The organism is Dysgonomonas sp., assembly GCF_035323175.1.
In the GTDB taxonomy this organism is placed as follows: Bacteria; Bacteroidota; Bacteroidia; order Bacteroidales; family Dysgonomonadaceae; genus Dysgonomonas.
Map to the genome: position 1 here is coordinate 326,247 of NZ_DAOKYH010000001.1, position 25,736 is coordinate 351,982.

The 25,736-nt window shown below is 39.9% G+C and carries 15 protein-coding genes; all 15 read left to right on the top strand.

All coding sequences use genetic code 11. The features are described 5' to 3' along the window. Positions 1–40 precede the first annotated feature (40 nt). The 15 genes from PKC55_RS01445 (at position 41) to PKC55_RS01515 (ending at position 25,721) form a co-directional block, all read left to right on the top strand. The gene (locus PKC55_RS01445; RefSeq protein ID WP_291129393.1) at positions 41–3,220 is read left to right on the top strand and encodes a SusC/RagA family TonB-linked outer membrane protein; all 3,180 of its coding nucleotides are present in this window, start codon (positions 41–43) and stop codon (positions 3,218–3,220) included. 16 nt (positions 3,221–3,236) lie between these two features. Continuing rightward, positions 3,237–4,931, top strand: coding sequence for a RagB/SusD family nutrient uptake outer membrane protein (locus PKC55_RS01450; RefSeq protein ID WP_324371539.1), 1,695 nt, complete (start codon positions 3,237–3,239; stop codon positions 4,929–4,931). 20 nt (positions 4,932–4,951) lie between these two features. Then, positions 4,952–6,211 carry a glycan-binding surface protein gene (locus tag PKC55_RS01455; RefSeq protein ID WP_291129399.1) on the top strand — a complete coding sequence of 420 codons (1,260 nt, stop codon included), beginning with the start codon at positions 4,952–4,954 and terminating at the stop codon, positions 6,209–6,211. 22 nt (positions 6,212–6,233) lie between these two features. Then, positions 6,234–8,174, top strand: coding sequence for an IPT/TIG domain-containing protein (locus tag PKC55_RS01460; RefSeq protein ID WP_291129401.1), 1,941 nt, complete (start codon positions 6,234–6,236; stop codon positions 8,172–8,174). 66 nt (positions 8,175–8,240) lie between these two features. Further along, positions 8,241–9,899, top strand: a complete 1,659-nt coding sequence (locus PKC55_RS01465; RefSeq protein ID WP_303892242.1) for a glycosyl hydrolase — start codon at positions 8,241–8,243, stop codon at positions 9,897–9,899. 71 nt (positions 9,900–9,970) lie between these two features. After that, positions 9,971–10,942: a glycoside hydrolase family 5 protein gene (locus PKC55_RS01470; RefSeq protein ID WP_291129409.1), complete on the top strand. Its 972-nt coding sequence runs from the start codon at positions 9,971–9,973 to the stop codon at positions 10,940–10,942. Positions 10,943–11,186: 244 nt separating this feature from the next. Then, on the top strand, positions 11,187–12,956 hold the full coding sequence (locus PKC55_RS01475; RefSeq protein WP_291129411.1) for an acetylxylan esterase: 1,770 nt from the start codon (positions 11,187–11,189) through the stop codon (positions 12,954–12,956). Positions 12,957–12,958: 2 nt separating this feature from the next. Then, positions 12,959–14,254 (top strand): glycoside hydrolase 5 family protein, encoded by a 1,296-nt coding sequence (locus PKC55_RS01480; RefSeq protein WP_291129412.1) that lies wholly within the window; start codon positions 12,959–12,961, stop codon positions 14,252–14,254. Positions 14,255–14,324: 70 nt separating this feature from the next. Further along, positions 14,325–15,497, top strand: coding sequence for a glycoside hydrolase family 130 protein (locus PKC55_RS01485; RefSeq protein ID WP_324371546.1), 1,173 nt, complete (start codon positions 14,325–14,327; stop codon positions 15,495–15,497). 142 nt (positions 15,498–15,639) lie between these two features. Further along, complete coding sequence (locus PKC55_RS01490) at positions 15,640–17,070, top strand: MFS transporter (RefSeq protein ID WP_252636894.1); 1,431 nt, start codon at positions 15,640–15,642, stop codon at positions 17,068–17,070. Positions 17,071–17,073: 3 nt separating this feature from the next. Further along, positions 17,074–18,240, top strand: a complete 1,167-nt coding sequence (locus PKC55_RS01495) for an AGE family epimerase/isomerase (RefSeq protein ID WP_291126224.1) — start codon at positions 17,074–17,076, stop codon at positions 18,238–18,240. A gap of 16 nt (positions 18,241–18,256) precedes the next feature. Then, entirely contained in the window at positions 18,257–20,695 is a 2,439-nt protein-coding gene (locus PKC55_RS01500; RefSeq protein ID WP_291126223.1) for a glycoside hydrolase family 94 protein, read from the top strand. Positions 20,696–20,873: 178 nt separating this feature from the next. After that, positions 20,874–23,186, top strand: coding sequence for a glycoside hydrolase family 3 N-terminal domain-containing protein (locus tag PKC55_RS01505; RefSeq protein WP_291126221.1), 2,313 nt, complete (start codon positions 20,874–20,876; stop codon positions 23,184–23,186). A 143-nt stretch (positions 23,187–23,329) separates the two neighbouring features. Next, positions 23,330–24,439, top strand: a complete 1,110-nt coding sequence (locus PKC55_RS01510; protein WP_291126219.1) for a glycoside hydrolase family 26 protein — start codon at positions 23,330–23,332, stop codon at positions 24,437–24,439. A 157-nt stretch (positions 24,440–24,596) separates the two neighbouring features. Further along, complete coding sequence (locus PKC55_RS01515) at positions 24,597–25,721, top strand: glycoside hydrolase family 26 protein (RefSeq protein ID WP_291126217.1); 1,125 nt, start codon at positions 24,597–24,599, stop codon at positions 25,719–25,721. The last annotated feature ends 15 nt before the right edge of the window (positions 25,722–25,736 follow it).

Consider the following 25,736-nt stretch of genomic DNA (forward strand, 5'->3'; position numbering starts at 1 on the left):
CGTGTAAAAATATTACTAATCATTATCGAAGCCTTAAATTATGAGAAAAATCCTTTTTTTATTGCTCCTGATATGTATGGTTCCATGTGCTATGTATGCGCAGAGCTATCAAATATCAGGGAAGGTAACAGATGCTAAAGACGGCTCACCGATGCCGGGTGTGACAGTTCAAACACAGACCAAAGTCGGTGTGATGACTGACTTTGACGGAAATTATACTATAAAAGCGAATAAGGGCGATGTCCTTACATATTCTTTTATAGGTATGACGCCCCAATCAGTAAAAGTAGAATCAGATAAACCTATTAATGTTGCCCTTCAGGAAGACAATGTGGCTTTGGAAGAAGTAGTTGTTGTTGGGTATGGTACAATGAAGAAAAGTGACCTGACGGGTTCTGTTAGTAGCTTATCGGCAGACAGGCTTAAAGAGTCCGTTATCACAAACCTCGATCAGGCGCTCCAAGGACGTGTGGCCGGAGTACAGGTTGCTTCCAACTCGGGAGCACCGGGAGCAGCTACCTCGATACGTATTCGTGGTGCTTCTTCTATTAATTTGACAAATGAACCTCTGTATGTGATTGACGGAGTGCCAATGAGTGGTGCCGGTTCATCTACAGTCGGTTTTTCTTGGTCGGGAGGTTCTAACGGTCAAAACGTAGTAAACCCATTATCAGCTATTGCTCCAAGCGATATCCTATCTATAGATGTATTGAAGGATGCGTCCGCAGCCGCAATTTATGGTTCTGCCGGAGCTAACGGGGTTGTGATCGTTACAACTAAAAGAGGAAACAAAGGGCGTACAAATATTACGTACGATGGAAGTATTTCTCTTCAATCTCCTATCGATAAATTGGATATGATGAACCTACGCCAGTATGGAACTTACCAACAACAGCTTTACAATGAAGGTTTCTTGCCGAATGTTGATCAGGCTTACCTTGATCCTTCTTTGTTGGGCAAAGGTACAAACTGGCAAGATGCCGTAATGGATAATGCATGGATGCAAAACCATAGCCTTTCCCTAAATGGAGGAACAGATAAAACTCAATATCTGGCATCTATAAGTTATACAAATCAAAACGGTATATTACTAAATTCAGATTTTGAGCGATTTACCGGTAGGGTGAACGTTGATAATGAATTTAATAAATACATAAAGGTCGGAGCATCTCTTTCCTATTCACGGACAGATGAATCTATTATCAATAATGATGGTATCAATGGCGTGGTAATGCAAGCTGCATTAATGTCGCCGGCAGTTCCTGTTTATGACTTTGATGGAAATTATGCAGGACCTGAGACCGTAAATGGGTCTTCGATATATAACCCTGTGGCATTGACTAAAGATCAGATCAATACCTTGCGCCGCGAGAGGGTTATAGCTAATATCTATGGGCAGTTTACTCTCAATCAATATCTTAATTTTCGTTCAGAAGTGGGTATTGATGGCTCCAATAGTACAAATAAGGGATTCAAGCCAAGTTATGAATATGGCCAGTTGAAGAATACCAATGTAATGATTATGCAAAACGAAGCGCATAGCTTATATTGGAACTGGATGAACTATGCTACATACAATCAGACTTTTGATAAACACAGCATTAACTTAATGGCCGGAACAGAAGCTTCTAAATCATCATGGGAAAGCCTGCAATTACAAAAAGATCAATTGTCTTCAAATGATATTCATGTGATTGGTTCTGATGGTAAGTTTGTGGCAAGTAATGGTACAAAAGATTCTTCAGCAAAAGTTTCTGTTTTTGGACGTGCGAATTATAATTTTGACAATCGTTACTTATTAACCGCAACTTTAAGGGCGGATGGATCTTCTAGATTTGGCGTAAACCATCGTTGGGGATATTTTCCATCATTTGCTGCAGCATGGCGCATATCTAGTGAAAAATTTATGGAGGAAACACAAAACTGGTTGTCGAATCTGAAATTGAGGTTGGGTTATGGTATGAATGGGAATGATGGATTACCTACATATCGTTATGGATCTACTATGCAAGCTTTTCAAACCGTGTTTGGTACAGCTTATCGTATGTCAAATAATGCTAACCCTGATCTGAAATGGGAAGCTTCGGTACAATATAATGGAGGTATTGATTTGGGATTATTTAATAATCGAGTTAATCTTACTGTAGATACATATTATAAGACTACAAAAGATCTCTTACTTCAACCTTCCGTTTCGCCGGTTCTTGGAGGTTTAGGATGGACTGATATTCAGACTCCATGGATGAATATTGGAAAAGTGGAAAACCGAGGACTTGATATATCATTGAATACACATAATATAGCGGGTAAAGATTTTAATTGGACTTCAGCCTTATCATTCTCTTTAAACCGCAATAAAGTAAAAGAGCTGGATGACTTGGGTACCCCTTCTTATGGAAGATTAGATTGGTATGCTGCATTTCAAAGTGTATCGATGATTTCGGTAGGACAACCTATCGGTGTATTTTATGGATACAAAACCGACGGACTTTATAAAGATGCGGAAGATTTGAGAAATTCTGCGAAGCCCGAAGGTGTAGAGATTCATCGCACTACCGGAGCTTGGGTTGGTGATGTTAAGTTTAAAGATATCAGTGGACCGAATGGTGTTCCTGATGGCATCATTAACGAATATGACCAAACGGTTATTGGAGATCCTAATCCGGACTTTACTTTTGGTTTTTCTAATACGTTTAACTACAAAGATTGGGAACTAGGCATTGGCCTCACCGGATCGGTAGGAGCTGATATCTTGAACTATGTACGTGTAAAAACAGAAGGTGTGATGTCTCAGTGGGACAATCAGTCGACCACAGTACTCAATCGTGCACAATTGGGATACGTTAATGGAAATAAATATGATGTGGCAAATGTAGATAATAGCTATATAATCAATCCGAATGCAACATTACCTCGTTGGAGCGGCAATGATATCAATGGTAACAACCGTATGAGTGATCGTTGGATCGAAGATGGAAGCTATTTGCGCATTCAGAATATATCATTAGCATATAACCTGCCAAAGATTTGGTTGAAGAAGACAGGCATATCTAATTGTAAACTCTATTTCAACGTTCAGAATGTGTATACGTTTACAGGTTATTCAGGTTTAGATCCTGAAATTGGTTCTTACAACCAGCAGGCAGGTCTTTCTAACGTGGATATGGGACGTTATCCATCACCTCGTGTATTTACTTTAGGTGCAAATGTTACTTTCTAATTTTAAAGATAAAAACATGAAGAATATTAAAAATATAATCAAATCAATTTGTCTTTCATCCATTATCCTGGGTGCTACATCTTGTAATGATTTCTTGACTATAGTTCCTGAGTCAGAGCAGGTGCTGGAGACATATTACACATCAGAGTCTGCCGTTAATGCCAACTCTGCCTCTCTGTATGCTGCGTTTGTCTGGCAAGACTTTGGAATGAATTTTATGTGGATGGCAGGAGATGAGCTTGCCGGAGACCTTTATTACACTTACGATCAGGAAGGTCAATTCTATTATATGACTTTCCAGAATGGAAATTCCTTCCTTACTCAGGGCTGGAATGGACTTTACCGTGTAGTTTCGTATTGTAATAATATTATCAATGGGATGCCTGCCGCAGCAAGATCTAATGGAGTTTCAGAAACGGTAATAAATCGTGCTCTTGGCGAGGCTCGTTGTATTCGTGCTATTGCTTATTATTGGTTAACAGAGTACTGGCAAGATGTTCCGATTATAACAAATAATAATATCTCCGGAGGTCTGGTGATCCGCCATAAGCAAGCAAGTGTTTACGAATTTATCCGTCAGGATCTCGAATTCGCTAAAGACAATCTTCCTTCAACTCCATTTCAGACCGGTAGATGCTCAAAATATACAGCTATAGGTATGTTGGCAAAGCTTCATCTAACGATGGCTTCTCACCTTTCTGATGCATCATCATCCGATAATTTTGCCAAAGCTAAATCTTACGCAGCTGAGGTAATTAATGATAGTGGGCTGAAATTATATTCAGACCTTTCTACAATGTTTTATCCAAAAGGAAACAACTCTTCAGAGTCTTTGTTTGCTATACAATGTACAAACGATGGTTATGGATACGGTAACGGACGCAATGTCTCTTTGTCTCGTAATGCACTGATTACTTTAGGTTCATCTTGGGGAGCAGGTAAGGGACCGACTCTTAGTTTGCAAGAAGCTTTTGATTCGAATGATGCCCGCCGTTATTATACATACATGCGCAATGGTGATAGCTATCCAAATTTGGGTGGCGGTGGATATACTTATCATAATTTTTCGCAAGATGAGTCTACCGAAACATCAAATGGTATGTTGGCACATGTAAGGAAATACGTAATCGGAGCTAATTCCGATTGTGACGGAGTTGCGGGAACATCCAATCAGGATGCAGGTAATAATATTTATTTACTCCGTTTGGCAGATGTATATCTGTGTTATGTTGAGGCATGTATCGGCTCGGGTACATCTACTACCGACGCTTTGGCATTGACCGTATACGATAAGGTACGTGAACGTGCCGGATTTTCTACAAAAGCCACTTCTATTACTTACGATCAGTTGATCAAAGAACGTCGTGTCGAATTTGCTCTCGAAGGTGTCAACTTCCTTGACATTAAACGGATGAGCTATAGGGATATGAATAAGGCTCTTTCTTATTTGAATGGAATGAAGCGTGAGCGTCAATATATTTCTAATGGTAGTTATACATGGCAAGAACGTAATGCCAGCAATGCACATCACGGAGCGTTTACTCCTCTCGATCCGAGCGATGATTCTTCGGGTAAAGGTTCTATATTCTATCTTGATAAAAATGTAGGAACTATAACTATTACAGAAAAAAATCTTGTATTGCCTGTTCCTGCGGAAACAGTAACAAAGACACCAAGTATAACTCAGGAACCGGTTGATTATGCATTTTAACTTTTAAGTAAGACTAGATTATGAAAAAATATATTTTAAATATAGCTATTGTATTACTTGCTCTTGTCTCATTCAATTCGTGCTCGGATGATGACGATAAAGGCGGCTCGGGAGGAGGTACTCCGGTCGTTAGATACATACGCCCATGCGACGCAACTATTTCTGATTCTTTATTGACAAGCGGATATTTGGGTACTCAGATTGCCATTATTGGGGAAAACTTGTCGAAAGTTAATAAGGTTTATTTTAATGATCAGAAAGCCAAGTTAAACCCGAATTTTGTGACGGACAATACTATTATTGTTAATATACCTTCAGGTATTCCTGGAGAGAAGCAAGATTTGATTAAGTTATATACAAATAATGACTCTTGCTATTATACTTTCGAAACAAAAGTTCCTGCACCTGCACCTAAATCCATGACATGTGAATATGTTGATGATGGCAATGTTGCTTATATTCATGGTCTTTATTTTATTCATGAAGACGCCAACCCTTTGACTGTAACTTTTGAAGGAGGATTGCAAGGTGAAGTTGTGAGCCATGATTTAGATAATATAGCAGTAAAAGTTCCTGTAGGTGCTAAGCCCGGACCTGTAAAAGTTACATCTGTATATGGTACAACTGAAAGTCCATTCTATTTTAGAGATTATAGAAATATCATTCTAGATTTTGATACAAAGTTTGCTGATGGTGGATATCATCATGGATGGCATGCCGGATCAGGATATAGTACTGACGGTGGATTAACAGGTTGTGGACAGTATCTGATATTTACAGGAGAAATGGATGATGACAAATGGGATGATAGCAAATTTGGTTATGAACGCTGGACATATCGTACTACCGATCCTGATTTCTTTGATGCAGGTGCCCTTGATAAATATGTTTTAAAATTTGAGGTAAATATACCTGACGTATGGTCTGCTGCTGCTCTTCAAATTATTTTTACAGGAGCTTCAGATGTTTGGATGAATTGGCAGGAAGGTGGTTCTACCGGTGGTAACCCTAATAATGCTTATTTGTCAAATAGTAATTATCCTCGGGCATTGTGGATTCCATGGGCAGATACAGGCACTTATGTAAGTAATGGTTGGGTTACGGTAACCATACCAATGACAGATTTTAAATATAGCAAAGATGGTACTAACCTGAATAAGGTAAATGCTGCAGGACATTACTCCGGTATTACATTATTTGTTAATGGAGGAGGAGTAACGGGTACACCTTGTAACCCTACATTCCATATTGATAATGTACGTGTTGTTAAAGCTCAATGATAATTGCTAAAATTATAAGAATATGATATTGAATAATATATATGGAAAAGTCGTTTTAGTAGTGCTGGTAATTTTTGCAGTTACATTCTCGGCATGTTCTAACGATGATGACAATGGTTCGGGCGCTGTGGTTCTTGAAGCTTTTGGCCCAAGTCCGGCTCTACGTGGTAGCGAGCTTACCTTTATAGGGAAAAACCTTGATAAAGTAACAAGTGTAATTCTTCCCGAAGGTATTGAGGTTACTGATATAGAAGTGGTAAGTAAAGAAAAAATAAAGATTACCATTCCTCAGGATGCTAAAGAAGGCTATGTTAAACTTGTTGCTTCAGGTTTAGAAATAACTACGAAAACGTTGCTTAAATATACAGAGCCTATATCTATTACGAAGTTTGCACCATCTCCTGTCAAGGCAGGTCAGACTCTAACAATAGAAGGTGATTATCTGAATTTGATTCAGAAAGTAGTCTTTTCTGATAATGTGGAAGTATCTTATAAAGATTTTTTGACATGGGAGCGTAAAAAGATTGAAGTCGTTGTTCCTCGCGAAGCACAGACCGGTATTATTATTTTGGCTGACACAGCTGCTATTCCGGTAGAATTGAAATCAGAAACAGAGCTGCAAGTAGTTCTCCCTTCTGTAGAAAAGGTATTGGATCTTACAAATAAAAAACCCGGAGATGTAGTTTCTACAATAGGTCAGAATCTTGATCTGGTAGAGTCAGTACAGCTTCCTGATGGAGCGCCTGTGGCTCATGCAATAAAAGATGACGTATTGGCTTTTACTCTGCCTGAAGGTATCACCGATGGCGCTATTGTAATGGTTGCTTACTCGGGCGTGCATGTAGCTATAGCTAATATAGGTGTCGCTGTGCCAACGGATTTGGTGGCTACTCCTGCTACAGGCATAAAGGATGGTAGTGTCATTTCGATCAAAGGGGTTAATATGGATTTGGTTACTACAGCATTATTCCCAGGAGTATCAGAGGCTGTAACACCTACATCGAAGAGTGCAACGGAAATAAAAGTAACTACTCCAGCTAATGCCAAAACAGGAGATCTTATCCTAAATACCGCTAGTGGAAAAACTGTGTCAGTAAAAATTACTACGTTAAAACCTGAGATATTGTCATACAATCCATCTTCTGTCGCTGCTGGTAATGAATTTACAATAAAAGGTAAGAATCTAGATCTTGTTACATCTGTAACATTCGGAGGAAACAAAGTTGTTGAAGTTACTCCAACATCTTCTACTGACTTGGTGGTAAAAGCCCCGGTAGATGCAGAGACCGGAGAACTGACATTTACAATGAAAAATGGAGAGACTGTAAAGGGCTCCGTTTTGACAGTGACTAAACCAGACTTCTGTTATATACCTGTTCTTCCGGGTTCAGATGAGGAAATCAAGTCGGGTACTATTTTGAAAGTAGATGTTCAGAATGCTGATAAACTGACCAATGTGCAGGTAAACGGAAATAATACACAGTATATTTTGCAAGGTTCTACTCTTAGTATACTTGTTCCAAACAATGCGAATGGAAATACAGCTTTTAAGTTGATCTCATCTAACGGAGAAGTGACTTATACAATACGTATTATCTCTTCGGGGATAGTAGAAACTGTGATAATGAATGAAACACGCGACCTTGGATCTTGGGCGGGTGAAGGAGCTGGAGGTGCATTCCGTCTGTATAAGGAATCTTTTGATGGAATAAAAGCCGGAGCAATACTTAAATTCTATTTTACAGTTACCGGATATGGACAATTGCAGATTAATAATGCAAACTGGGCAACGTGGGATACACCTGTATTTACTGATACAAGTTTAACATATTATGAGATGGAATTAACTCAACCATTCCTTGACAATATATTAGGAGCTAACGATGGTTGGTCAACTACAGCAATTGTTATTCAAGGGGAGCATCTTGTTATCTCTAAGGTTTCTATTATAACTGGTCGGTAATATTATAAATAAAGGCTTGCCTAATCTGAATTTATATTAGGCAGGCTTTTTACAAAAATATGTATTATGAAAAAAATAGCACAAAATATTTTTTATATCTTACTGGGGGTTATCCTAATGACTGCCTGTACCGATGTTGATGATCCGGTTATCGGCGATCCGGGTGTTCCCCAATTAGCAAGCAGTACACCTGCTGATGGAACAACAGATTTGCCTGAAGGTGACATAACTATTGTTCTGAATTATGATCAGAATATATTCTGTCCCAAAGCCGGACAAGAAAAGATTACTTTAGAGGGAGCTACTATAACGGATGTTTCATTCAAGTTAAGTCAGATAACGATTAAAGCTACCGGATTGGAAAAAGGAAAGACTTACAAACTAGTTGTACCTGCAGGTGTTGTACTTGGGCCTACTTATACAGAAGCACCCGAAACAACTATCAGCTTTACAACGAAGGCCGATCCTGTTATAACAGCTACGCTTTGTAATCCGAATGCTACAGCTCAGGCAAAGAAGGTGTATCAGTTTTTGGTGGAAAGCTATAAACAAAAAGTTATCTCCGGTACGATGGCTAATGTAAATTGGAATGTAGAAGAAGCAGAAGCCGTTCATACACTTACCGGAAAATACCCGGCATTAAATACTTTCGATTATGTGCATCTGCCATATTCTCCTAGCAACTGGATTGACTATAGCGATATTTCGCCTGTAAAAAACTGGTGGGATGCAGGTGGATTGGTTTCTATTATGTGGCATTGGAATGTTCCCGTATCGGCTAGGTTATGGAATGGTAATGTAGCTATGCCTTCCGATTGGTCGGGCAATGTACAGCTTACTGATGCGTCAGCTCTTGAAGGGTTTGCATCAGCGAAGGTTAACGACATTATCCGTGTTGCAATCAAAGATGTGGCATCAGGGGCTCAAGGCTCACTAAAAGGTAGTGACTGGGGACAGATTGCCGAGGGTTACGAATATTTTTCTATCAGCGGTGATTATTATGAGATGAAAATAACAGATGGTATCCTAACTAAATTAAAGTCTTCGGGTCTTATCATAAGCGGACATGATTACACTGTAACAGCTGTTTATCTGATACCTGCCGATTCTAATGGAGATTATGCTTTTTACAAAGCTGATACATACTTCGATGCAGCCAAGGCTACAGTTGAAGGAACACGTGAAAATGAAGTCTTTAAGGCCGATCTTGCAAAGGTGGCTACTTCATTGAAACAATTACAATCGGAAGGAATTGCTGTTATCTGGCGTCCATTCCACGAAGCTGCCGGCGGTTGGTTCTGGTGGGGTAAAGATGCTGATTCTTGCAAAAAGCTCTGGATTGCTATGTTCGACTATTTCAAATCGCAGGGTGTAAACAACCTGATCTGGGTGTGGACAAGCGAGTCTGACGATAGTAGCTGGTATCCGGGCGATGAGTATGTAGATATCATTGGTCGTGATTTATATAGTAAGAATACAAGCGATTGTGTATCTATATACCAATCGGAGTTTGCTCGCTATGGACATAAAGTCATTGCCCTTTCCGAATGTGGAACAGTTGGTCTTCTATCCGAACAATGGAGTGCGGGTGCACGTTGGGCATGGTTTATGCCATGGTATGGAAAAGCTGATAGCGGTAGCAAACATGCTACAGACGAATGGTGGAAAGATGCAATGGGGCAAACTTATGTGATTACTCGTGACCAGGTTCCGAGCATGAAATAATATAAAGAATGAATATTAACTCTCTCCTTGTTTTAGGGCAAGGAGAGTTTTTTCACAAAATATAGAGAGTTATGATTAAGAATTTTTACAAGGCTTACATTCTACTGTTTTTCCTGTTTGTCGGATGTAGCGGAGACAATGCAGATCAAATAATTGCTCAGACTTTTGTAGAGCAGCATGGTCAACTTTCAGTAAAAGGTACTTCATTGGTAGATAAGGACGGCAAGACAATAGCTCTCAAGGGGGTAAGCTTTGGGTGGCATAATTGGTGGCCGCGCTTCTATAATGAGTCTACTGTAGCATGGCTCAAATCGGATTGGAATTGTAATCTGGTGCGTGCAGCCATCGGGGTTGAACCCGAAGGAGCATACATAACCAACCCTCAAAAAGCGAACGAATGCCTCGATAACGTTGTTGATGCGGCTATCGAAAATGGAATGTATGTTATTATAGACTGGCATAGTCATGGGATAAAGACACAGGAAGCCAAGGCGTTTTTTACAAGAGCTGCCAATAAATACAAAGGCTACCCGAATATAATATATGAGATATTCAATGAGCCGGTAGAAGATTCTTGGGAAACAGTAAAAGCATACTCGGAAGAAATAATTAAAACGATTCGAGCGATAGATACTAAGAACGTAATATTGGTAGGTACACCTCATTGGGATCAGGATATACATCTGGCTGCAGATAATCCGATCGAAGGATATGATAACATCATGTATACACTACACTTCTATGCTGCAACACATAAGCAATATTTACGTGATAGGGCTAATTATGCCATCGGAAAAGGACTTCCTATTTTTGTGTCGGAGTGTGCAGGGATGGAAGCATCGGGTGATGGTGCTATAAACAAAACAGAATGGAATAATTGGTTGAACTGGATGAAACAACATCAGATAAGTTGGGTCGCGTGGTCTATCGCAGATAAAAACGAAACTTGTTCGATGATTAAAGATTCTACATCTCCTGCTACTAGCTGGAAGGATACCGATTTGAAAGAATGGGGTAAAATAGTAAAGGCCGCACTACAGTAAAAAGAACAGTGAATTGTAATTAAAGATTAAAAAAGTATTATTCTTTGTATGGATGTCGGTATTCTCCATACTGTCTATTGAATATTCTTATTTATATGTCTAATAAGCCAATAGTGTTTAGTTTGTAGACGCTGTAAAATGCCAAAAAAAGTATTATAATTGATTAAAAAAGTATTTGTAATAAGATGCCGACAATTATAAATTTGTACTATCTATCATTAAATAGAATCATAGCTAAAAGACCATGAAAAAATATACGATATATCTCTTATCCGTAATCACTTTCTTTCTTATTTTATCCTGCAAACAAGCGGTAAAAGAAAATTTCGACCCGACCGTTTCCGAATCATTTTCTGCCGATTGGAAATTTCATGCCGGAGAAGGTGTCGATAGTCTTTGGATGAATGTAGACTACAATGATACTGCATGGCAAGAAGTGTTGTCGTCTAAATCCTTAAAAGATCAAAACATCAAATTGGATAATGGCTTTGGTTGGTATCGTAAAAGAATACAAATGTCGGATGTCTTAGTCAATGCCATAAAGAATAAAGGTGGAATTATGCTTCATCTCGGACGTTTGGCTGCTACCGATGAGGTTTACTTTAATGGTAAGCTTGTCGGTAAAACGGGTCAATTTCCGCAAGACTATAGAGGCTACTTTGACAATGAACGAAACTATTTTGTTCCCGAAGAAGATATTAATCTTACAGGAGAAAATCTGATTGCGATTAAGTTTCATGATGGTTGGAATGTCGGTGGCTTCCTCCAAGGGGCTGCTCTATCGATCTCTACCGCTGAAACAAAAGATAAATTAGCCTTAAATGTTCAGGTGGCGGACTCCGACTATATATTTATGGCTCCTAGTCCTGTTCAGATAAAAGTAAATATCGATAATAAGAACAAATGGGCAGTACAAGGACGATTGTTGGTAACGCTCACAACAGACGATTATCAACCGCTAAAGGCTGACTCTATGGATATAGAAATAGACGGAAAAGCTTCAATATCCCAATCCTTTAGCTTCGATAATCCAAATCCCGGGTTTTACAGATATACCGTTCAGTTCAGACGCAACGACACAATAGCCTGTGAGAAAAAGTTTAATGTCGGCTTCGAACCCGAAAAGATTAAATCGCCTCTCGATGCAAAAGATGATTTTAAAGCATTTTGGGATAACAACTTGAAAGAGCTTGCAAAAGTTGCGCCGGATTATAAATTGACACTTGTTCCCGAGTATTCGAAAATAGATTACGATGTCTATTTGGTTGAAATGCGTTCTTTTGGTAATGAGCTGATAAGAGGATATTATGCTAAGCCTAAAAGAGAAGGTAAGCATCCCGTGATTGTAGAATATATGGGGTATGGTTCACAACCTTATCCACCAAATCAGTGGTGGGATGGATTTGCATACTTTGTTTTATCGATCAGAGGGCAAGCATTGAATCAACCAACAAATCGTTTTGGAACATGGATTACATACGGGCTCGACAATAAAGATAATTATTATTATCGTGGGGCATTCTTGGATGTAGTCAGGGCTCTTGATTTTGTTTGCAGCAGACCAGAGATAGACTCCGAAAAGATTGCTGTAAGAGGTGGTAGCCAAGGTGGAGCACTTTCATTTGTGGCTGCGGCTCTCGACAAACGTGTAAAAGTAGCAGCACCCAGTATTCCTTTCTTATCCGATTATCCTGATTATTTCAAAATAGCCCCTTGGCCTAAAAGCGATTTTGATAATTATATGACAACACATCCCGAGGCTAAATGGGAAGACGTTTATTCACTTCTTACTTATTTTGATATCAAGAATCTGGCTCAGTGGATTGAATGTCCTCTTATTATGGGGATTGGAGTTCAGGATAATGTTTGTCCGCCTCATATAAATTTTGCGGCTTACAATCAAGTAAAATCCGAAAAACGCTGGATGGCATTCCCTGAGTTTGCCCACAGTGTTGGCAAAGAGTATAATGATGCTTCGAAAGCGTTTATCAAAGAAAAATTAAACATAAAATAATAATGAAGAAACTAATTCTTTTTACGATCACAGTTCTAAGTCTTTTTTCTTGTAACAGTAAGAAAAGTACAACCATGTCGGAATCTGCTTTTGTAAAACAAAAAGATGGTCACTTTGTAATAGGCGACAATCCGTATTATTTTATTGGTACAAACTACTGGTATGGCGCAATATTAGGCTCTACAGGAGAAGGAGGAAACCGTGAACGCTTGTTGAAAGAACTCGACTTCATGAAAGAAAATGGCATCAATAACCTGCGTGTACTGGTGGGTGCAGATGGTGTTGCCGGACAAGCAGTAAAGGTGAGACCAACGTTGCAAACAGCACCCGGTGTATACAACGATACTATTTTCGATGGACTAGACTTCTTCATGGCAGAGCTGGGCAAACGCAATATGCATGCTGTTCTCTATCTCAATAATAGCTGGGAATGGAGTGGCGGTTATGGTCAGTATCTCGAATGGTCAGGAAAAGGAAATGTTCCCGAAAAAGGAGTTTATGATTGGCCAGTATTTGTTAAGCATGTGGCACAATATGCCGATTGCGACAGTTGCCATACAATGTTTCTTAATCATGTAAAGCATGTCGTTTCTCGTACAAATAAATATACAGGAAAAAAATATACCGAAGATACAGCCCTTATGTCGTGGCAAGTGGGAAACGAGCCGCGTGTGTTTAGTGACGAAGGTAAACCTGCATTTAAGAAATGGCTCAAAGAAACAACAGCATTGATACGTTCCCTAGACTCTAATCATCTCATATCAATCGGAAACGAAGGACTTATGGGTTCGGAAGGAGATATGAATCTTTATGAAGAGATACATGCAGATCCGAATGTCGATTATCTGACAATACATATTTGGCCTAAAAACTGGAGTTGGATCGATATAACCAAGATTAAAGAATCGGTTGATACGGCAATTGTGAGAACAGATAAATATATCTCTGAACATCTGGCTGTGGCAAAAAAACTGGATAAACCGATTACAATCGAGGAGTTTGGCTTTCCTCGCGACAATCATAAATATACACTGGATGACCCTGTTACAGCCCGTGATAGATACTATGCCAATATCTTTGAACACATAGTAACAGCTTCTAAGGATAAAGGAAATATTGCAGGTTGTAATTTCTGGGCATGGGGTGGATTGGGACGTCCGGCTCATGAATTTTGGAAACCGTGGGACGACTATGTAGGAGATCCGGCGCAAGAAGAGCAAGGCTTGAACTCTGTGTTTGATACAGATTCAACAATCAAATTAATAAAAGAATATGCAGATAAGTTAAATACTAAATAGAAGCTAAAACACAAAGAGTAAAGTAATTCTAATAAAACTTAATCAGGTTGAACCCCTTAAAAATCAAGTGATGAGCAACATTTTCAATACACGTCTTAACGCTGTTACAGCAGAATATGAGAATTTAGTTACATTAAAAAATGAACCAATATTACCGGGAAATGGTATTTTCGAACGATATAAAAATCCTGTATTAACAGCCGGTCATGCTCCTGTCTTCTGGCGTTATGACCTCAATCCCCAGACCAACCCTTATTTTATGGAACGTTTTGGAATAAACGGAACATTCAATGCAGGAGCAATCAAGTGGAATGGGAAATATATAATGGCTGTACGTGTCGAAGGCAATGATCGTAAATCGTTCTTTGCAATAGCCGAAAGTCCAAATGGTATAGATAATTTCCGCTTTTGGGATTATCCTATTGCTATGCCTGAAACTGACAACCCTGATACAAATGTTTACGATATGCGCCTTACTGCTCACCAAGATGGATGGGTTTATGGTGTGTTCTGCTCCGAAAGGAAAGACCCGAAAGCGCCAGCCGGAGATTTGTCTTCAGCTGTAGCTGCAGCAGGTATTGCACGTACAAAAGATCTGATCAATTGGGAGCGTCTGCCTGATCTGAAAACAAAGAGTCAGCAACGGAATGTTGTTTTACATCCCGAATTTGTAAACGGAAAATATGCACTTTATACACGCCCTCAAGACGGATTTATCGATGCCGGTAGTGGTGGCGGAATCGGTTGGGCACTGATAGATGATATTACCAATGCAGAGGTGAAAGAAGAAAAGATAATCAATTTCCGTTATTATCATACTATCAAGGAATTGAAAAATGGAGAAGGTCCGCATCCTATAAAAACATCAAAAGGTTGGCTACACCTTGCACATGGAGTGCGTGCCTGTGCTGCGGGATTAAGATATGTATTGTATCTTTACATGACCGACTTGGAGCAGCCCGATAAGTTGATAGCAGAACCTGCCGGACACTTAATGGCTCCGATAGATGACGAAAGGGTAGGAGATGTGTCTAATGTATTATTTACGAATGGTTGGATAGCGGACGACGATGGTACGGTATATCTGTATTATGCTTCATGCGACACCCGTATGCATGTGGCAGTATCTTCTGTAGATCGCTTAGTTGATTACTGTTTCAATACAGCGTCTGACGGTTATCGTTCGGCTACATCGGTACAGACATTGTCGGCTTTGATTAAGAAAAATCTAGAATTAAAATAATAATACTAAATGTTTCGAGGGTATTTTTCACTATCTCTTTGTCATGCCGGATCTAATGGAGAACTTCCGGTTTGTTCGTCGTGACAAAGAGGATAACACTCTGATAGAGTGATCTTACTTTTGAAACAACCTATTATCCACCATGAAAACAACAACAGTTACTTTAAAAGAGAAAATCGGCTACGGATTTGGAGATATGGCCTCTTCCATGTTTTGGAAGATATTCGGCATGTACTCCTTGTTCTTTTACACAGATGTTTTTGGTATAACAGCAGCAGCGGCAGGAACTATGTTTCTGGTTGCCCGCCTGTGGGATTCGGTATTTGACTTATTCGTTGGTATAGCTGCCGACCGTACTAAGACCCGTTGGGGAAGATATCGCCCATATTTACTTTGGTTTGCTGTGCCATTCTCCGTAATGGGAGTTATAACATTCTTTGTTCCTGATTTCGGATCAACAGGGAAACTCGTTTATGCTTATATCACTTATTCCCTGATGATGATTGTATACTCGCTGATAAATGTGCCTTATGCTTCATTATTAGGGGTGATGTCATCCAATCCGCAAGAACGGAATATTCTTTCTTCGTACCGTATGTCGTTTGCTTTTATTGGTAGCTTTATAACCTTTATGTTGTTGCAGCCATTGGTTGATATGTTTGCTAGTCTCGAGGGCAAAGCGGCTGTAGATGTTACGAAAGCGGTAACCGAAACATCGGTAAGTACATCTCCTATTGGTTGGACGTTAGCCGTAGCTTCTATTGGGGTGTTATGTACTATTCTGTTCATTTTTTGTTTCAGATGGACACGCGAACGTGTAGAGCCTGTTAACGAAGATGAAAATACTTCTGTAAAGCAGGATTTGAAAAATCTGTTTCATAATGCACCTTGGTGGATATTGGTAGGCACAGGGCTTGCTGCTTTGTTGTTTAATGCTGTTCGCGATGGTGTAGCCATTTACTATTTTAGAGACTACGTACAGTTTGCATATAAAATGCCGGTTACAGGTTGGGATATGACTACTATTTACTTCCTTGTTGGTCAGGCTGCCAACCTTGTAGGCGTTATTCTAGCCCCTGTTTTATCATCCAAATACGGAAAGAAAAGAACATATATGTTGGCTATGGCGGGAGCCGCAGCGTTAAGTGTAGTCTTCTATTTTATACCTAATGAGTTAGGCTGGATATTATTGCTACAAACATTAATCTCTCTTTGTGCAGGTTATGTTCTACCTCTTCTTTGGAGTATGTTTGCCGATATTGTAGATTATCAGGAACTGAAAACGAACCGTCGTGCTTCGGGGCTTATTTTTTCATCGTCTTCCATGTCCCAAAAATTAGGATGGGCTTTAGGTGCAGCTCTTACCGGATGGATTTTATCCATATTCAAATATAATCCGCATATCGCTCAGCAAAGTATGGATACTATTTTTGGAGAGCGACTGATGATAAGTATCCTTCCTGCTATTTGTTGTATTATTGCTTTCCTTGGAATGATGGCTTATCCCCTTTCTGAAAAGAAAGTAAAAGAAATAACTGCCGAGCTGGATGCTAAACGTGCCCAAAAAGATTGATTTATGAACGGTTTCAAAAACGAACTGGAGAATAATATATTGGCTTTCTGGATCGATAAGATGCAGGATACAGAGCATGGAGGTTTCTACGGACAGATAGACGGTAATAACACATTGCACCCTGAAGCAAATAAGGGTGCTATACTAAATGCCCGTATCCTGTGGACTTTCTCTTCTGCATACCGCATATTGAAGAAGAAGGAATACCTCGATATGGCTCAACGGGCTTTCGATTATATTACTGCATATTTTCTTGATAGGGAATACGGCGGAGTATATTGGGAGCTCGATTATAAAGGAAATCCTGTAAGTACAAAAAAACAAACCTATGTGCAAGGGTTTATGCTATACGGTTTCTCGGAGTTTTATCGTGCAACAGGAAACAAGCAGGCTCTTGAATTGGCAAAAGAATTCTTCTATCTGATAGAGAAATGTCATGATGATAAATTGGGCGGCTATCTCGAAGCCTATACTCAGGATTGGAAGCCTATCGAAGATATGCGCCTGAGTGATAAGGATGCTAATGAAAAGAAAACAATGAATACACATTTGCACGTTTTGGAACCATATACCAATCTGTGCCGGGTGTGGGATAATGAGCAGCTTAAAGCAGCTCAGAAAAGATTGATTGATATTTTCACCGAGCGTATATTGGATAAGAAAACAAACCATCTGAATCTCTTTTTCGACGAAGAGTGGAATGTCAAGTCTACAGCTATATCCTACGGACACGATATCGAAGCCTCATGGTTGTTGTTCGAAGCAGCTGATATGTTGGGCGATAGAGACTTACTTGCCGAAATAAAAAATATATCATTGGATATAGCAGATGCTGCATCCGAAGGTTTGCAGGCAGAAGGCAGTATGATATACGAAAAGGATGGGAATCACATAGATGGCGACCGTCATTGGTGGGTACAGGCAGAATCTGTAGTAGGATATATGTATGCGTACAAAAACTCTAAAGACATAGCATATAAAGAGAAGGCTGCACGGATATGGAATTATATCCGCAATCAGATCGTCGACCAAGAGAATGGCGAATGGTATTGGAGCCGAAAAGAAGACGGAACAATCAATCAAAAAGATGATAAAGCCGGCTTCTGGAAATGCCCGTATCATAATGGGCGTATGTGTATGGAGATGATAGAACATTTCGATTTAAAATAATGCTTAAAATTAAAATATGAAGTTTGGATATTTTGACGATCAGCGTCGGGAATATGTAATTACAAATCCTCAGACGCCATGGCCATGGATCAACTATCTGGGTAATGAAGATTTCTTCTCTTTGATATCAAATACAGCCGGAGGTTACTCTTTTTATAAAGATGCTAAGTTTCGCCGTATTACTCGTTATCGCTACAATAATGTTCCTATGGATAATGGCGGACGCTATTTTTATATCAACGATGGAGGAACTGTTTGGTCGCCGGGGTGGAAGCCTTGCAAGACCCAACTCGATAGATATGAATGCCGCCACGGAATGAGTTATACGACCATTGCCGGGGAGAAAAACGGAATAGAAGCAGAAGTACTTTTCTTTGTGCCCCTCAAGACATGGGCGGAAGTTCAGAAGGTGAAGTTGACAAACAAGTCGACAGAAACCAAACGATTCAAACTGTTTTCCTTTGCCGAGTGGTGCTTATGGAATGCTGCTACCGACATGGAAAACTTTCAGCGTAATTTCTCTACAGGAGAAGTAGAAATAGAAGACTCTGTCATTTTTCATAAAACAGAATACAAAGAGCGTAGAAACCATTATGCTTACTATAGCGTAAATGCTCCGATACAAGGGTTTGATACCGACAGGGAATCATTTATAGGTTTGTATAATGAGTTTCGTGATCCGCAAGCGGTGATGGCGGGAAAGCCTGTCAATTCTGTGGCTCACGGTTGGTCGCCTATAGCGTCGCATTACCTTGAAATAGAATTAAAACCGGGCGAAACGAAAGAACTGATATTCGTATTGGGCTATGTAGAATACGAAAACCGCGAGGATAAATGGGAATCGAAAGGTGTTATCAATAAGAGCAAAGCAAAGGAGACTATTGCCAAGTTCGATACGGTTGCAAAAGTACAAGCTGCATTTGATGAATTAAAAGCCTATTGGGATAATTTGTTAAGCAGCTATGTGCTAAAGAGCAGTGAAGAAAAATTAGACCGCATGGTCAATATTTGGAACCAATATCAATGTATGGTTACGTTTAATTTTTCTCGCTCCGCATCTTTTTTCGAATCGGGAATCGGGCGAGGCATGGGGTTCCGCGACTCCAATCAGGACTTGGTTGGTTTCGTTCATCAAATTCCCGCACGTGCCCGTCAGCGTATCATCGATATTGCGTCTACACAGTTTAGTGATGGCGGTTGTTATCACCAGTATCAGCCGCTTACCAAGCGAGGGAACAATGATATCGGCGGTGGTTTTAACGACGATCCGATGTGGCTCATTTTCGGAACAGTCGCCTATCTGAAAGAGACGGGAGACTTCTCCATATTAGACGAGGCTGTTCCTTTCGACAATCAGGCGGGAACAGAGAAATCACTGTTTCACCACTTGACTGTTTCATTCAATCACGTGATCGAAAACTTGGGACCTCACTTACTTCCTCTTATCGGGCGTGCCGACTGGAACGATTGTTTGAATCTAAATTGTTTTTCCTGGGATCCGAATGAATCATTCCAGACGACTGAAAACAAAACGGAAGGATCGAAAGCCGAATCATTAATGATCGCCGGACTGTTTATTGTTTGTGGTCAGGACTATGTAACGCTTTGCCGCCAGATAGGAAATAATCAGGAAGCTGACCGTGCACAGGGTTATATCTACTCTATGATCGAAGCCGTTAAGAAACATGGATGGGATGGCGATTGGTATCTTCGTGCCTATGATTATTACGGAAAGAAAATCGGTAGTAATGAAAATAAGGAAGGAAAGATATTTATCGAGTCGCAAGGTTGGTGTGCGATGGCAAAAGTTGGACTGGAAGAAGGCATGGTAGAGAAATCGCTGGATTCTGTCAAAAAATATCTGGATACACCTAATGGTATTGTGTTGAATAATCCGGCGTTTACAGAATATGTAGTCGAATACGGAGAGATTTCGTCTTACCCTGCCGGCTATAAAGAAAATGCAGGTATTTTCTGCCATAATAATCCCTGGATCATGATTGCCGAAACCATCTTGGGACGAGGCGACTATGCATGGGAATATTATCGCAAGATATGCCCTTCTTATACCGAAGAAATATCAGAATTGCATAAAGTAGAGCCTTATGTATATTCTCAGATGATTGCCGGAAAAGATGCATTTAAGCCGGGTGAAGCTAAGAACTCTTGGTTAACCGGTACGGCAGCATGGAATTATTATGCGATCACGCAATTTATTCTGGGTATCAGGCCGGATTATAATGGATTGGAAATAAATCCTTGTATTCCTTCTGATTGGAAAGGCTTTGAGGTGACACGCAAATTCAGAGATGCAACTTATCTCATCAATATTAAAAATACAGGAGTGAATCGAGGAGTAAAAAGTATAATAGTTAACGGAAAGGCTTTGTCAGGAAACATTATTCCGCTACAGCCTGCCGGTTCGGTGAATAAAATAGAGGTAGTATTAGGTTAATTTTTAGTTTGAATTATAAACTCTTTGTTTCGGAGATCGTGTTTTTTGAGGTATATTTGACATATATTGTCTTATTGAGAACAGAAAATACCTTACCGCTAGAGTAGAAATTGTTTACTGTGAAGTTCAGGATGACAATGTATACGAATAGTTTATTTGTAGAACTTAAATATTTTATATGAGAAAATTAGCAGTATTAGTAGTTGTATTGGGTATCGCCTGCGGCATGTATGCGCAAAAGGGTGATGCAGAGAAAAGAGCAGCCGAGATGGTGTCGAAAATGACATTGGCTGAGAAAATAGGGCAGATGTCTCAGATAACAGTTGATCTGGTTTGTAAAGGTCAGGACACTCCTCCTACCAGCACATTGGAGATAGATGCAGACAAAGTGCGCGAAGCTGTTGTTAAATACCATGTAGGATCTATTCTTAACGCTCCCGGTACACGTGCGCGTACGCCTCAGTGGTGGACTAAAGCTGTAGAGCAGATTCAGGAAGTAGCAACGAAGGAAACCCGTATGAAAATTCCTGTTATATATGGTCTCGACCAGATACACGGAGCTACTTATACGGCAGGTTCTACCATGTTCCCTCAGGAAATAGGTATTGCCGCTACATGGAATCCGGCACATGCCCGTAAGATGGGTGAAATTACAGCTTACGAAACACGTGCCAGTAATGTGCCTTGGAACTTCTCGCCTGTACTGGATTTAGGACTCGATCCACGTTTCCCTCGCCAGTACGAAGGATTTGGAGAAGACCCTTATATCGGTTCGGTTTTCGGATACGAATTGGTGAAAGGATATGAAGGCGATGATAATAATATAGCAAACCCAACAAAGGTAGCTTCATGTATCAAGCACTTTATAGGCTATTCGGCTCCAATTAGTGGAAAAGACCGTACGCCGGCTTATATTCCCGAGAATGTATTACTCGAATATCATGTTCCTGCTTTTAAGGCGGCTATCGATGCCGGTGCACATACCATAATGATCAACTCGGGTATTATAAACAATGTACCTGTACATGCCAGCTATGAGCTGATGACTAAATTGCTGCGTCAGGATTTAGGCTTTCAGGGTATGATTGTTACAGACTGGGAGGATATAAACAAGTTGTATAACCGTGACAAAATGGTTCCTTCTATCAAAGAAGCAATCAAAGCAGGTATTAACGCAGGAATCGATATGTCGATGATTCCTTACAACTATAAAGAATTTTGCGATTTGTTGACAGAGCTTGTCAATGAAGGTCAAGTACCGATGTCACGCATCGATGACGCTGCAACAAGAGTATTGACTGTGAAAATAAAGCTTGGATTGTTCGAAACACCGAATACCTATGCGAAAGATTATCCGGAGTTTAACTCTAAGGCATTCCAACAAGCTTCTTACAATGCCGCAGCAGATGGTATCACGTTGCTGAAAAACAACAACAATGTATTGCCATTGAGTAAAGGAGCGAAGATTCTGGTGACAGGTCCTAATGCTGTTAGCAAACGTGCATTGAACGGAGGATGGACATTCTCTTGGCAAGGTGAAAAAATAGATGAGTTTGGAGACTTGTATCATAATATTCTTGATGCGGTAGAACAAAAGTTCGGTAAAGCAAATGTTTCTTATGTTCCGGGTGTGAGCTACACAAAAGAAACAAAATGGGATACAGAGCATAAAGACCGTTTCGATGAGGCTATTGCTGCCGCTAAGAATGTAGACTATATAATATTGTGTTTGGGTGAAAATTCATATTGCGAGAAACCGGGAGATTTGAACGATTTATACCTGAATGACTTGCAAACAGAGCTGGCTCAGGAAATGCTGAAACTTGGTAAGAAAGTGATCTTGGTATTGAGCGAAGGACGACCTCGTCTGATCTCTAAGTTCTCATCCAAAGTAGATGGTATAGTACAGACATATTTACCGGGAATTTACGGAGCCGATGCATTGGCCGATATTTTGGCGGGAGATGTAAACCCTTCAGGTAAATTGCCTTATACATATCCGGCATATCCGAATTCATTAGTGCCGTATTTCCATAAATATTCTGATGAGCAAGTAAATACCGATGCTGCATACAATTACGAAGGAGACTATAATTTCGAATATCCGTTCGGGTATGGCTTGAGTTACACAACTTTCGCATATTCAAATATAAAGTTAGATAAGTCTCAATTACCTCTTAATTCGAACGAAGAAGTAACTGTATCTGTAGATGTGAAAAATACAGGTAGCCGTGATGGTAAAGAGGTTGTACAACTTTATACAAGCGACTTGGTGGCATCACTGGTTCCGGATGTGAAAAGGTTGCGTCGTTTTGAGAAGGTCGCTTTAAAAGCAGGTGAAACAAAAACTGTAACATTTAAGTTGAAGCTAAACGATCTTTCTTTTATTAATCTCGAAAATAAACGAGTGGTAGAGCCGGGAGATTTTGAATTCCAAGTAGGTTCTTCCTCTAATGATGTAAAAGGCAAGGTGTTGTTTACGATAAAATGATTGTTTTTCAATATAGGTTGGTTTTTTTAGGTGAGAGATTCCATACTTACCCAGAGTATAGAGTGTGGAATTAAATTAAGTATTATTATTTCAACAGTTTTCCGGCTAGTCCGGGAGACTGTTGATTATTAACCTTTACCGTGATGATGAGGCATATCTTCTTTTTTCTATTCGTTTTTATTATTGTTCCTCTGAAAGCTTCGGATATATTGGTTGACAGGCAAGCTACAGAGCGAACAAAAAACTTATATCGGAATTTGAAAGATATACAGAAGAGCGGTAAGGTTCTTTTCGGGCATCAGGAAGCTACCAGCTATGGACGTACTTGGGTTGGAGATAAGAATAGGAGTGATGTTAAAGATGTTACCGGTAGTCATCCTGCCATTATAGGCCTCGATTTTGCCAATGTGACTACCTCCGATTCAGAGCGGTTTGAGAAGGCTAAACATGAGCTCATTACTTCCGTTGTTGATACTTACAACAGGGGAGGTGTTTCCACCTTTGCTTGGCATGCTAGTAATCCCGCTAACGATGGAAGTTTTTATTGGGAGAAAGATCCTATAAAAGTTGTTCCGGACATTCTTCCCGGAGGGAAATTACACGATAAATATAAAAAATACTTACAATCTATTGCTGATGTTGCTTCAGCCTTTAAAGATAAAGAGGGAGTGCTTATCCCTGTTATATTTCGTCCGTTTCATGAATATGATGGCAATTGGTTTTGGTGGGGAAAGGGACATTGTACCAAAGATGAATTTATTACTTTATGGCGGTTTACGATCGACTATTTGCGAAACGATTTAGGAGTGCATAACTTCATATATGCATTCTCGCCCGATTGCAAGTTTACAACACAAGAGCAATTCTTAGAATACTATCCGGGTGATGGATATGTGGATATGCTTGGTATGGACAACTATTGGGACTTTCGCCCTGATGGAGGAGACAACTCTCAGCTTGCTGCGAAGAAGCTTAAAATAGTGTCCGATATAGCCGAAAGCAAAGGTAAACTGGCCGCCTTCACCGAGACAGGATTGGAGGGGATACCCCAGTCGGATTGGTTTACGGCAACATTACTGCCTGTCTTGCAAAAGGTAAAGGTTTGCTATGTGCTTGTATGGCGCAATGCCAGTGATATGGAACATCATTATTATGCACCCACTGTGGGACATACTGCCGCTAACGATTTTAAGGTGTTTGTTCAGTCTGAAACCATATTGATGGAGAATGATGTGACTGATATATATAATTGAGACAGTTAATCATCTATTAATGATGAGAACCAGAAATGCTATATATCGGACAAAAAAGTGACACGAATAAAATAGCTTGAACCTGTTACTTTTACATAGACTTCGCTCCTGTGGCCGTTGGTTGTTACTTTTTAACAAACTGAAAAATGAATATATAATGAAGAAAACATTTGTATTACTAATGTCTGTAGCTATGGTACTCATATCATGTAAGCAAAAAGAAACGATAGCAGATATGAAATTGCCTATTGATAAAAATGCCACAAAAGAAACTGTGGAGCTGTACAACCGATTATTCAAATCATTAGATAAAGGTATAATGGTTGGTCATCAGGATGCTTTGGCGTATGGTCATGGCTGGTATAAAGAAGCCGGGCGGTCGGATGTGAAAGATGTGACTGGCGATTATCCTTCAGTGGTAGGGTGGGAGTTAGGACATATCGAAATCGGAGCTCAATTTAATCTCGATTCTGTCTACTTTTCGGATATGAAGCACTATATCAAAGAAACCTACGATAGAGGTGGCATAACAACAGCTAGTTGGCATGGAGACAATATAGTAACAGGAAATACCGCTTGGGACTGTGCGCAAGACTCGGTTGTAAGAACGATACTGCCTAATGGCTCTAATCATGCAAAGTACCTCACATGGCTGGATCGTGTTGCAGATTTCTTTCTCGACTTGAAGGATGATAAAGGTACCCTGATTCCCGTTGTGTTCCGTATGTATCATGAACATACAGGAGCATGGTTCTGGTGGGGTAGTAAACAGTGTACGCCCGAGGAGTATAAACAATTGTGGATTATGACCGTAGAGTATCTGCGTGATAAGAAAAACGTACACAATCTTCTTTATGCCTATTCTCCATCAGAAACAAAAAATGAAGCCGAGTATCTAGAGCGTTATCCCGGTGATGAATATGTTGATATAGTGGGTTATGACTGCTATGTGCCGGGTAAAGACAGTGAAGCTGTAGCAAAATACAAAGAAGCGATGGATCTCAATCTTAAGATTGTAACCGGCTATGCAGCTAAGTCTGGTAAAATACCTACTATCGGAGAAACGGGAATGGAATCTATACCGGATTCTATGTATTTTACACAAGCTGTATATCCTGTTATAAACCAATATAAAATAGCATGGGTATTATTCTGGCGCAATGCTTGGGAGAGCGATAAGCCTGAACATTTTTATGCACCATTCAAAGGACATTCGTCTGCAGATGATTTCAGAGAATTTGTAGCTAAACCCAATATTCTGATGAATGCAGATGTAAAATAAAGACTTTCTTATGTA